Genomic DNA, 11,792 nt, shown 5'->3' with positions numbered 1-11,792 from the left:
CAGCGGCAAGGCTGAATTGCAAGAAGGAGCGTTTCAAAGTGGATGTATCTGCTATGATTCCCGAGTTGCTCTCGGCACTGCCGCTGACGCTCGCCATCACGTTTACAGCCCTCATTTCCGGGTTTTGCCTGGCTCTCATCGCGACAACCCTCCGGGTCCGCAGGGTGCCAGTCATCAGTCACCTGGTGGACCTCTACGTGTCCTATGCCCGGAGTGTTCCTGTCGTACTGCAGTTGTTCGTCGCGTTTTATGGGCTTCCGCTGTTGGTGATCCTGTTCGGCGCCAAAGATTTTATTTCAGCGACGATGGCTGCCATGGTGGGGTTGAGCCTCTACCACGGCGGCTATCTGTCGGAAGTCATGCGGCCTGCATACCTGGCCGTCGATCGCGGCCAGCACGATGCGGCCGACAGCCTTGGATATACGTTCCGACAGAAAATTACTCGCGTCGTCGGCCCGCAAGCGGTGCACTTCGCTTTGCCGGGCTATGGGAACTCCATCATCTACCTGATCCATAACGTTGCGCTGGTCATGTACATCGGGGCGGCCGACGTCATGGCGACTGCGCATCTGATCATGGAGCGCGACTACAACCAGTTCCAGTTCGAAACCTACCTCGTCTTGGCGGTCATCTATTCGCTGATGTGTCTGGTCGCATGGCTCGTCGTGCGCTTCTTCGAGCTTCGATCACCGATGCAAGCGCCTGAGGCGACGACAACAACTCCGATCAAGAACGAGCTCCTCGCGAGCGTCTGACGTAAGGGTATTCAACCATGTTTGATACGGATATTTTGCTCCAGGACACGCAGGAAATTCTGAGTGCCGTACCCGTGACGATTGGAATGGCGCTCATGATTTTCGTCCTGTCGACGATAGTCGGCAGCATATTCGCGCTTATCGAATACAGACGGGTGCCGGGGCTGCGAGAGCTCATCATGACTTACAAGATCGTCTTCAAGGGCGTTCCGATGGTCATCGTTATTTTCCTCGCCTATTTCGGTCTGCCGCCCGCATTCCAGTTCCTGTTCTCATTGCTGGGGATCAACTTCAACGCCCACGAAACCCCCAATTGGGTCATCCTTGTAGTTGCGATTACCGGCTGTGTCGCCGCGTTCCAATCGGAGATTATCAAGGGAGCCCTGAATGCATTCGACACCGGTCAGTCGGACGCAGCCCATTCGCTGGGCTATACGGGCGGCCAACTGTTCCGACGGATCCTATTTCCCCAGGTGGCTCTCACGGCAATTCCTGACCTGACGACTTCGATGATGGTCATCATGAAGGCCCTTTCTCTCGGATTCGCCATCGAGGTTGTCGATATCTTCGCCCAGTCCCAGTTGACCGCCGCGCTGAACTACTACTACCTCGAAGCCTTCGTGATTGCCGTCGTGATCTATATGGTGATTGCCTATATCGTCACACAGATTGCCGACAGGCTGGAGCAGGCGCTGAGGGTGCGGACGTGAGGCGGATGTGGGATAGAATCGTCAAGCTTCGGATATCGAGCCGCACCTGGGAGGCAATTCTTTCGGGGATGAAAAGCCTGAGGAGAAACCCAAGTAGCCGATGTATGTACCGGTGAGTTTTATGCGTTTGGTTGATAGCATCTTTTGTCGCTGCTGACGGGCTTCATGCCGACTGAAGCACCGATCGCGCGGTCGCAACCGCGCCCAGGCACCTGGCATCCTACATGCTTTGAAGGCATGTCGTGCTCCGCTTCAATCGGCTGGGCAGGCATTGTGCGCCGATAAACGGAACCCACCAGTTCACCGTCCCTTAGCTCGGAAAGCTGCCGGCGAAGGGTGTCGCGGTATCAGCCCACGAAAGGTAGCAGCTTCTGTTCTTCCGTGATCACACCATAACTTCGCCTGGAAGAATCGTCGATGTGTGTTGGGCGGCGGACCTGATGTCCGCTTGGCCGGCGCCGCACAGCCCAACAGCTCCCACCCTGGCGCCGGCCAACTTCTTTTGCCGAACGCGAGAAACGTTCTCCCCAGGCGTTGTGCCGACGCACGAATAGTGCTTTGGTGCCGACATTACTTCGGAGGGGAATATGAAAACAGCAATTATGGCCGCGTTGACCGCTTTGACTATGGCTCTTGTGACCAATGCCTATGCGCATAGTGGCGGCACTGATAGCAACGGGTGCCATACGAACCACAAGACCGGCGAATATCATTGTCATTAGTTTTAGGTCCCACAAGCGCTTGTCGATATCTAGAGATTGACGTTACCGGTGCCGAGATAGCGGCTGTTGTCAGCCATAAGAACCCTTGCCGCCTCCCCGATCGCGCTGAACGCCAATGATGTCCATCTCCTTTTCATCGTAGCACTTGATCTTTCGTCAGCTCATCGTCGGGCCGCTGCGATAGAGACTATCCCGGCGCTTCGAGACGATACCTTCTTGTCCAGTCTGGTCCGCGACGTAGTAAACGGCGTCACCGTGCCGGGCATCGCCTCGTTGAAGTCAACTGATGGATCGCATCCTGGGGGGCGCTTTTGGACGGCCACAGGTTTCTTGGATACTGCCCCGCGCGCCGCTGAACGCTCTCGACGTGGCCAATCGACGATCACTAAGCACGCTCTTCCTCGTTCGGGCCGCTCCGTCGGCTCAGCCGCATCGAAACTTCGTTGTGCTTGAATAAACAATTGCTGCACAGGCACATTAACGCCAGGTTCGGAGAAAATAGTCTCCGATACCGTTTCGGAGCCCTTTCATGTCGCTAGCTGGTACAAGAATTCGCTACGGCAGCCTCGCCCAGGCTTTTCATTGGCTTACCGCGCTGCTCGTACTCGTAGCCTTCCTTGTCTCGCAAGGCGGTCCTCCAACGCGCGTCTATGCGCCGGCCAACGCTGCCACCCTGCAGCTTCATGAATCGCTCGGGTTCACCGTTTTCGTGCTGCTCGTCATACGCCTGGCCTGGCGTTTTTTCGACCGTATTCCGGAGTCGCCGCCCATGCCTCTCTGGATGGACGTCGCGGCAAAGACAACGCATTGGGCGCTCTACGCGCTGCTCTTCGCCGTCCCCGCGTCGGCGATGCTCGGCGCATGGTTTGGCAGCCACCCGGTCACGGTATACGGCATCGGCGCCCTTGGTCCATTCCTTGGCGCATGGGGCCCCGGCGCATCCCTTGCCGATATCCATGGCACGCTCGGCGATGTCCTCATATGGCTCGCCAGCCTGCACGCCGCCGCGGCTATCTTTCACCATGTCTTCCTCCACGATCGTGTGCTGAGGCAGATGCTGCCTGGCTTGCCCAACTCGCAATAGGATCGCCGCCAAGCTGAGCGAAGGGACGCTTACTTTCTGAGGGACCGTACTTTACCCACCACTTGTCCAGCGAGCCGAAGCCCATGGCTGCTGAGCGCTTTGCATGACTGCTGATTTTCCTGTCATCGCGGTGCCGGAATCGCCATGATTGATCTCATTTCGTCCTGCTTCCAACCATGGCGGTCGCAATTCTTCGGCAGGCGATGTAGCGCACCACCTGCCGCAAGCATCAACTATTAGAAAATCCCTGATGCCGTCGAGCCGGTGGAGAGATTGAGCGAGAACGCTGTCATCCGATGGGAGTTCCGAACGAACTTTACTACTGGACCGCGTCAATGCGAGTGTCGCGTCCAGCCAGCAAGCTGTTTCGTCCGCAAGACGGCTCGAAAGGTTCCTATTCGTTGTCAGCGCAACAATTCCTCGTCCTCGAACGCGTCCCAGCTTCAAAGTTGGCGGTGAGCCCGTCTGGCTGCCAGGCGGCCCTCGTCAAGCGAGCCTTACCTTGCCCTTGCTCGCCTGAGAACTCTCGGAGGTTAGGCGAAGCCAACCCTGATGATGGTGGTGCGTCGGTCGACAATGTGCTGTTCTCAATCCCTTCCACACAGCACGCGGCGAAACCATTTTATCTAGCCCTGTTTCAGTTCAGGGCAAACGACGCTGCGTTTGTATCGTTCCTCTGCACCGCCGGTTTGCCCTGCGGCGGTCGTGCCTGACTGACTGCCTAGGAAGGGGTGTCGAGAATGGTCCGCACCTTTTCGGCAAGGTCTTCAAGGCTGAAGGGTTTTGGCAACAGCTGCGTGCCGGGATCGAGAATGCCATTGTGAACGATGGCGTTGCGTGTGTAGCCGGTGGTGTAGAGGACCTTCAACTTCGGGTTCTTCTTGCGCAGCAAATCGACGAGCTGACGCCCGGACATCTCCGGCATCACGACATCGGTGAACAACAGCGACAATTCCTGCCCGGCCTCGATCATCTTGATGGCCTCGCTGGGTCCGCTGACCTCAACAACCGTGTAGCCAAGCTCACGCAGCGCTTCGGCGGAAACCGCACGCACGCGATCTTCATCTTCCACCACCATGACGACCTCGCTCGCGAGGCCGCCATCGATCGATCTGGGCTGCGTCTGGTCGGCATCCGGCTCGGCACTGCCGTAATATCTCGGCAGGTAAATCTTCACCGTCGTGCCAACGTCCGGTTCTGAGTAGATTTTGACGTTTCCGCCGGACTGTCGCACGAAGCCATAGACTTGGCTCAGACCAAGCCCCGTGCCCTTGCCGACACTCTTGGAGGTGTAGAAGGGGTCGAAAGCCTTGGCGAGAACTTCTGCAGACATTCCCGTGCCTGTGTCGGTCACAGCAATCAATACGAACTGTCCGGCGGCGATGGCGGACTCGCGAGCGTATCGCTCGTCTACGTACGCGTTTGACGTTTCGAAGGTCAGCTTGCCGCCCTTCGGCATTGCATCCCGCGCGTTGACAGAGAGATTGAGAAGGGCGCTTTCCAACTGTCCGGGATCCGTCTCGACCTGCCAGAGGCCGGCGCCGAAGGCAGTCTCGACCTTGATGGTCTCGCCCAGCGTTCGCATAAGGAGATCGGTCATGCCGCCCATCAAGCGGTTTGCATTGATTGGCTCTGGCTTGAGTGGTTGCTGTCGTGAGAAGGCCAGCAACCGCTGTGTCAGGGCGGCGGCGCGATGTGCTCCATCCATCGCGCCTTCTACAAAGCGGCCAACATCCGTCTCGCCTTTCGACAGTTTGCGCTGAAGCAGATTGAGCCCACCGATGATGACGGCAAGCATGTTGTTGAAGTCGTGGGCGATGCCGCCGGTCAGCTGGCCCACGGCCTCCATCTTCTGCACCTGTCGCAACTGCTCCTCCGCCTTCGACCGCTCCGCAACCTCCTCGATCACGCGTTGTTCAAGGGTGGAATTGAGCGTCTGCAGCGCGGCCTCCGCGCGTCGTCGTTCAGCGAGCTCTCGTTCGGCCGCCTGGAACAGCCTTGCATTGTCGATTGCCGTGGCGGCATGTCCGGCAATACCTAGCAGGGCACTCTCGTGCTCAGGCAGAAACTTTCCAATTTCGGCATGGCCGAAGAACAGCCCGCCCAGAACCTCACCGGAGTTCGAGACGACGGGCACCGCCAAATATGAGCGCACGGGCAGGTGGCCTTCCGGCATGCCTTTTCGCGGCGAATTCTTGCCATAGCGCGGGTCCTTCATAATATCGTCTGAACGAACCACGGCCGTACCAAGGAACGTGGGTTCGAACACCGCCGTGGCACGCGGCATCGGGTAGTTCTCGAATGCCGAACGCGGGGCACCGGAGAGGGCATAGAGCAGGTAGCTGCCGCCCTGATCATCGAGGACATTGTAGAAAAAAGCGCCGAACTGTGCTCCGCACAGCTGGACGCCGGCGTCGGTTGTAATCTGGACGATCTTGTCGAGATTGAACTCGGCCGCGACAGCCGCACCGGTATCGTTCACGATCTTAAGATGGCGCTCGGCTTTCTTGCGGTCGGAAACATCGATCACGGTGCCGATGAAGCGAATCGCCTTTTCGTCTTCGAAAATGGCGTGACCGCTTGCCGCCACCCATCGTTCGATCCCGTCCTCCAAGCCAATTGTTCGATACTCAATGTTGAAAGGGTGGAGGCTGTCGGGCGAGAGGGCCTTTCTCACAGCTTCGTCCGCACGATCGCGGTCATCTGGATGTAGTCCTGCGAGAAAGGACGCCTCATAAGAAACATCGGAGCTCGAGGCGATGCCAAAAAGCGCACGGCACCGTGTGTCCCAACGCAAATGATTGGCAACAGGATCATAGTCCCAGGTCCCGATGGCGGCCGCCCGGGTTGCAAGACTCAGCCTTTCTGCAGTTTCGGCAGCGCCTTGATCCGACCTTACGCGTTCGATATGCGCCCAGGACCGTTCGGTGACCTCGGTCAGAAGCGCCAGCTCATTCGGGGTCCAGACCCGTGGCACGTTGTCATGGATTGCCATTAATGCCGTAAGACGCCCCTCCTTGACGAGGGGCATGCAAATGGTCGCGGCAATACCGATGTTCTGGAACGTGGCCGCTTCCTCCGGTGCCAGCTCGACACGATTGTCATTGATTATCAGTGGCAGTCCCTGATGAAGTCTGAGAACGGCGAGTTGCCCAAAGGCTTCGAGGCTATAGTGACCGACAATGCTGGAAGAGCCTTGCCGATGCCAATCTCCCCGGATCGTGAAGTGGTCCTGGTCGGGGTCCATATCGGCGTATGCACAGATCGCGACGCCGAGACGCTTGCCCAGCATCCTGGTGGTGATCTCAAGGACCGCGTCTGCGTCTGTACTTTTTGACGTTTCCTTTCCCAGTGCATCGAGGAAGCGCAACCGGCTTTCGTTCTGGCGCAATTCTGCCTGCGCTCGCCGTCGTTCAACCGCCGTACGCGTTCGCTCCGCCATCTCGCGAACGAACTCGATCTCTTCTTCAGACCAGCGCCGGGGCCTGTTGTGGTTGAGGTAGAGGAGCGCCACAAAGCCACCCTTTTCGGTGACCGGCATGTTGATCAAGGATTGGGCGCTAATTGCTTTTAGCGCTGCCGCATTATGGCTTGTGCGCGGATCCTTGTCCGCATCCTCGAAGACAACGGTGATGCCTCGTTTGAGGTCATCGATATAGGTGCCATAGTCGCGAAAATGCAGCACTCCCGCCAGGCTTTTGATGCCAGGCGCGTTCCAATCGCGTTCGATCGAAATGGTTTCTTTCGCCAGATCAATCGTGCCGTAGCCGGCTCGGCTCACCTCGAGCTCCCTACCGATGATTTCGGCTGCGGCGTAGGCAAGGTCATCCGGGTCTTCAATTAGACGCACCACGTCTCCGAGTTCGGCGAGCGCAGCGCTTCTTTTTCGCGCGCGGTATGTCTCGGTCACGTCGAACCCCTCACAGAGTATTCCCGTAACGGTGCTGCTGCCGTCGTAAAGCGGCGCGTAGATGAAGGTCAGATAGCGGGCCTCTTCCTGGCTTTCCGGGGAGCGACGAAAGCGCACCGGAACGCCTTGCGCTTCAAATGTCTTGCCACCGTTGAGAACGTTATCCAACTGCTCGAAGAACCCCTGTCCTTCAAGGCTCGGAAACGCATCTCGGATGGGTTTTCCTAGCCAATCGCCACTGTTGAATACATGACGATGCGCGTCATTCACGAATTCCACCACGTGGTTGCGACCCCGCATGATGATGATGAACCCGGGCGCCTGTTCGAACAGATGGATCTGCCGTTCGGCAGCAAGGCGCTCGCGCATCTCGGCAAGAAACCGGTCCGTCGTTTCCGTGCAAACGCCAAAAAGCCCTCCGACCCGGCCGGCGGTCGGCTCCAGGATCGGGTTATAGGAAAACGCGAAATGCGCCTCTTCCGGCGCGCCATGCTTGTCGATCCGGATTGCAAGGTCATCCATGTGCACGGACTCGCCTCCAAAAACCCGATCGAACATCGGGCCGATCATGTCCCATGCTTCAGCCCACACCTGTTGGCTGGGAAGCCCGAGAGCACTTGGATGCTTCCGGCCCAGTATAGGTAGAAACGCATCGTTGTAGAGCCAGATGCGCTCAGCGCCCCAGACGACAAACATGGGCTGTGCAGAGTTGAGGATCAGATCGACGAGTGTCTTGAGCTCTGTTGGCCAGGATGATGCTGGCCCGATCGCCGTTTCGCTCCACGCGAACGAGCCGATGCGGTTGGCCATTTCACCGGCGCTGCGCGACACAGCGCTCGTCGTCGTGTCCTCATTCAATCCTGCCAAGACGCCCCCCATAGCGAACCGGACAAAACGACGGAGCTTGATTTTGGTTGCATCGCGATCTGCGCGAAGAATTAGGGACGACCCGGACTTTTCGAAGCCCCGACAGGGCAGCGACCAGATCGCTTTTGAACCGGCTCGACCCTGAGCTGGGCGCGAACTTCTTGCTCACTGCTCAGGGACGATCGCGGCTGGGTGAGAGCGTGGCTGCACATCGCGAAGGTAGGACAAGGCGGCTGTAGCCGAACTTGTCATTTCAACTCAAACGTTGCGACGACCTCTGGCGCGTTCCAGGTCATCTGCTGGGTAGACATCCGCCGTTGGATCGAAGCCAGTCCAGCCGCCTGCTTCGTATTCGTTTCGCCGGCCGGCGATGTCTACGGAATCATATTGCTTCAGGATCTGTTCCGCGTTCGGGACAAGATCGTCTTCGACCCTGGCTGTGACCATAGTTCCGCCACGCCGAACGCCTTCGGCATAAACATGTGCGTCGTTTTCAGGCACACCGGACTCCGTCATCGCGCCTATGATGCCACCAGCGGCGCCACCAACCGCAGCACCGCCAACCGCGCCCACCGCAGTAGCTGCCAGCCAGCCTGCGGCAACCACGGGACCGACACCAGGTATCGCCATCAGGCCAAGGCCGGTGAGCAGGCCGCCGGCCCCGCCGATAACAGCACCGACACCAGCCCCGGCTGCCGCATCCTCGCCAGCCTCAGACGCTTCGCCTGTGTGCCAGCCGCCCGAGTTATTGGCCACGATGCTGATATCGTCGTGCGGAACGCCTGTGGCTTCAAGCTCGCCCACAGCGTCGCTTGCTTGATCGTAGTTGTCGAAGAGGCCTGTTACGGTTTTCATCTAATTTGTCCTTGGTTGTGATCAATTGTTGCCGGCAACGACGTTGCCTTGGAAGTCGAGAGCGATTGGTACGGATTTGCCGTCCTTGCTCGCGGTTCCACGCCAGATGCCCTTGTCATCCTTCGTCAGGGCGGAGACGTCCGAGTAACCTGCCTTCTCGATGGCGCTCTTGGCCTGGTCCTCGGTGAAGCTGTTGGCACCAGGCACCGGCGCTGCAGGATTTGTGGTGTCCGCATTGGACACGGCTGGCGCGGTGCTATCGGCGGCAGGAGCGCCAGCCGCGACCTTGCCGATCATCTCCTGATGCATTTTGAGCGTCGGCAACGTCTCGTTTGCAAACGACTTGAGAGCGGCATTGTCGCCGTCCTTGGCGTAGCTTTCAAACAGGCTTACAGCGTCGGCATGCGCCGCCTTCTGCATGTCGGCATACGGTGCATCGACTGGCGCGGCAGCTGACTGCAACTTGTCGACTTCGCTCTTGTGGGCAGCGTCGAGGTCGGAGGGCACCTGCAATTTTTGTTCGCCGGCAATAGTTTCGAGCTTGCCGTTCGCAGCACCATGGTCGGAGATCATCTTCTGAGCGAAATCCTTGAGGGTCCGATCTTGGAGCTTGTCTTGAGCGACCTTGCTGGACTGCACTTCGAACATCCCGCCGATCGCGGCCTTCGTGACGAAATCCTGGGCCGTTTCTGCTGACAAGGCAGGCTGTACAAAGGCCATGGCGGTGGCGATCGACAGCGACGCCACGCGTAGTTTGATTCTCATGCTGAGGTTCCTTGGCTGAAGAGGACGATGAACTCCAACCTCCTGGCGGAAGGTTTGTTCCGGACGGTGACAAATGTCGGAATAGATTTCGCGGCGCCATTCCCGTCGTCGCGAAGCAGGCGGGTCCCGGAACCTCAGACCGACCGAAGAGTTGCCATTGCTTCGCAAAGGAGAGCCCTGATGGCGAAAAATTCCGACGACAATAAAGTTGGCAAGCGTTCTGGCAAAGAGCCTGAAGCAGACGCGCGAGGCCAATCAGAAAAGCACCACAAAGGCGGAAAGAACGACGGTGTCTCAAGCGCCAATCCGCGCATTTTATCGGGCGAGCAGGATGGCGACGCCACATTTCCTCTGAAGCGGAAAAGTGACAGCAGCGTCATTCCAGCGCTGACCAAACCAAATCACGACTACGGCTCTGCGACCAACCGCTTGCGCCCAGCACGCCATGGATATAGCCACGGCGAGATTCCTGCGGAGCGGACGTCGCTGAGCGACGCCAGCCTGCCGAATGTTGCCGGCCAGCAAGGAATAGACCGTGCTAAGCACGGGTTGCGCCTGTAGGACATCGTGTTCAGACCGCTGGCAGGTTAGAACTCACGTTGGCTTCGCGATCGGCTCATCGCTGCCGACAATCGGTGACCTATATAAGGGGCATGTCCACGCGCCGAAAAAACAAAGCAACAGAGAAGCTGATTGGAGAGTGGCCCTTAAGCCCGGCTGCAACGCTTGGATCTTCCGTCAGAGCGAAGGGTATTTTTCTCGAAATACGCGCCCGCCTTCCAACGGAGTTCATGAAACTGCTCCATATCGAGTCCCGCGTGCTTACCCTGCGGCTGTCTGAAGGCGCCGAGACAGATGTGCAGGTGGCATTCGGGATCGTAGCCAAAGCAATGCAGAAGATCGAAAACCTGCCCGTAATTCCCCGTGAAATTGAGGACATACTGACGATCTCGACGGCTGAACGGCACCGCTGGTTGAAAGATGGTCGCTTGCAAAGCGCCGGGACGAAAACGGTGAAACTCCGCGGGCGGGCAAGGAACATCACCTTTCACGTGTTCGACCCGCAGCACGTAGAGGATGTGCTTGACCGGGACCTAGTTACGGTCTGGCGCGAACAGGACGCAGCGACAGTTGCAGAGAATAGGCGGCGAGCCGCGGGGAAAGCCGCTATGAAACGCGCTCAAGGAAGCGGTCGCGGAACTGCAGCTTCAGCTGGGTATGGCCCCGATGAGAACTCGCACTCCAGTTTGCGCGGCTGGGAAGATTTTGAGAAGGATGGACTCCTGCGCTGATAGGCTGGGCGTACAAGCAGGTTAGGACGTTTGCCTGCGCCGTACGAGATGCGCAAGGAAAGCCGCCAAGCGCATCGCGTTCAGGACCCGCTTAGCAGGGACACCGCCCTTGCGAGCCATCTCGACACCCTAATGCATCTGGTCGAGCTCGCGGATCGCATGAGCGTCCGGATTGATGCTGAGATGCAGTGCCATTTGATGCCAGCGCCAGTCGAGGTCGAGTCGCCACGGATATAGCCATCCGGCGAGATCACAGCTTTATCAGGCTCACCATGTGTGCTGCCAGCGAGTTGTCTCCGCGAGGAAGCTGCGGAGCGCCGCTCGGTTTGCTGCAGACGGCTCTTGCCAATAGGTGCGAACGGGATCAAAACCCTCGCTCAGCCCCGCCTCGTACGCTTTGCCGTTCTGGGAGATGGTCCCAGCAAGGCGATCTGGATGCTGGACAGCTAGGCTCGACAATTTTTATTTAGCACGCGATGGCGCGGGCGAGATTCAGCTGGATTTGTTAAGCGACTACAAGAGCACGCTTTACCCGACCTTTCCAAAATTACTTTCGGACTCACAAGCCACGCTGCCTGGCGGTCTCGGGAAAGACGATCCGTTTTTCTTGCCGCGCGGCGCTGAAGCCTTCAGGCGCGATATTCCCCGTGCGAGGGTACATTTCTTCGACGCGGGCCACTTCGCGCTCGAAACTCATGCGGAGGAGATCGCGGCGGGACGACGCTCTCTTCCTGTCCGCCTTGCGAAGTCAGATTTTCCGACTGGCCAGCAGCCTTGTCAGCCAGTCCGGATTCATTTCCGGAACAGAGGACAAAAGCCGTTCGGTGTAGGC

General features: G+C 58.4%; 9 protein-coding genes and 1 pseudogene. 7 read left to right on the top strand and 3 right to left on the bottom strand.

Annotated elements, in window-relative coordinates; translation table 11 throughout:
- Positions 1-38: 38 nt before the first annotated feature.
- From NKJ04_RS29625 to NKJ04_RS29610, 4 genes are all read left to right on the top strand, one after another.
- The gene (locus NKJ04_RS29625) at positions 39-755 is read left to right on the top strand and encodes an amino acid ABC transporter permease (protein WP_352552263.1); all 717 of its coding nucleotides are present in this window, start codon (positions 39-41) and stop codon (positions 753-755) included.
- A gap of 17 nt (positions 756-772) precedes the next feature.
- Positions 773-1,465: an amino acid ABC transporter permease gene (locus NKJ04_RS29620; protein WP_352679011.1), complete on the top strand. Its 693-nt coding sequence runs from the start codon at positions 773-775 to the stop codon at positions 1,463-1,465.
- Positions 1,466-2,052: 587 nt separating this feature from the next.
- Positions 2,053-2,187 carry a YHYH domain-containing protein gene (locus NKJ04_RS29615; protein WP_352679009.1) on the top strand — a complete coding sequence of 45 codons (135 nt, stop codon included), beginning with the start codon at positions 2,053-2,055 and terminating at the stop codon, positions 2,185-2,187.
- Between the two features lie 529 nt (positions 2,188-2,716).
- Positions 2,717-3,271 carry a cytochrome b gene (locus NKJ04_RS29610; protein ID WP_352679007.1) on the top strand — a complete coding sequence of 185 codons (555 nt, stop codon included), beginning with the start codon at positions 2,717-2,719 and terminating at the stop codon, positions 3,269-3,271.
- Positions 3,272-3,992: 721 nt separating this feature from the next.
- On the opposite strand, the gene NKJ04_RS29605 is transcribed toward NKJ04_RS29610, so the two are convergent.
- The 3 genes from NKJ04_RS29605 to NKJ04_RS29595 all read right to left on the bottom strand — a co-directional run bounded on the left by NKJ04_RS29605 (position 3,993) and on the right by NKJ04_RS29595 (position 9,668).
- On the bottom strand, positions 3,993-8,060 hold the full coding sequence (locus tag NKJ04_RS29605) for a GAF domain-containing protein (RefSeq protein WP_352679004.1): 4,068 nt from the start codon (positions 8,058-8,060) through the stop codon (positions 3,993-3,995).
- Positions 8,061-8,306: 246 nt separating this feature from the next.
- Positions 8,307-8,903, bottom strand: a complete 597-nt coding sequence (locus NKJ04_RS29600) for a hypothetical protein (protein ID WP_352679001.1) — start codon at positions 8,901-8,903, stop codon at positions 8,307-8,309.
- A gap of 21 nt (positions 8,904-8,924) precedes the next feature.
- On the bottom strand, positions 8,925-9,668 hold the full coding sequence (locus NKJ04_RS29595; protein ID WP_352679129.1) for a DUF4142 domain-containing protein: 744 nt from the start codon (positions 9,666-9,668) through the stop codon (positions 8,925-8,927).
- A gap of 180 nt (positions 9,669-9,848) precedes the next feature.
- On the opposite strand from NKJ04_RS29595, the gene NKJ04_RS29590 reads away from it, so the two are divergent.
- The 3 genes and pseudogenes from NKJ04_RS29590 to NKJ04_RS29575 form a co-directional block, all read left to right on the top strand.
- Positions 9,849-10,229: a hypothetical protein gene (locus NKJ04_RS29590; protein WP_352678998.1), complete on the top strand. Its 381-nt coding sequence runs from the start codon at positions 9,849-9,851 to the stop codon at positions 10,227-10,229.
- A 92-nt stretch (positions 10,230-10,321) separates the two neighbouring features.
- Entirely contained in the window at positions 10,322-10,960 is a 639-nt protein-coding gene (locus NKJ04_RS29585) for a hypothetical protein (RefSeq protein WP_352678996.1), read from the top strand.
- Positions 10,961-11,411: 451 nt separating this feature from the next.
- A pseudogene (locus tag NKJ04_RS29575) lies at positions 11,412-11,687 on the top strand (alpha/beta fold hydrolase); the annotation flags it as partial.
- Between the last annotated feature and the right edge of the window lie 105 nt (positions 11,688-11,792).

The organism is Mesorhizobium sp. M0618, assembly GCF_040320765.1.
Taxonomy (GTDB): Bacteria; Pseudomonadota; Alphaproteobacteria; order Rhizobiales; family Rhizobiaceae; genus Mesorhizobium.
The sequence above is the reverse complement of the archived record's forward strand: the minus strand, read 5'-3'. Positions and strand labels throughout refer to the sequence as shown.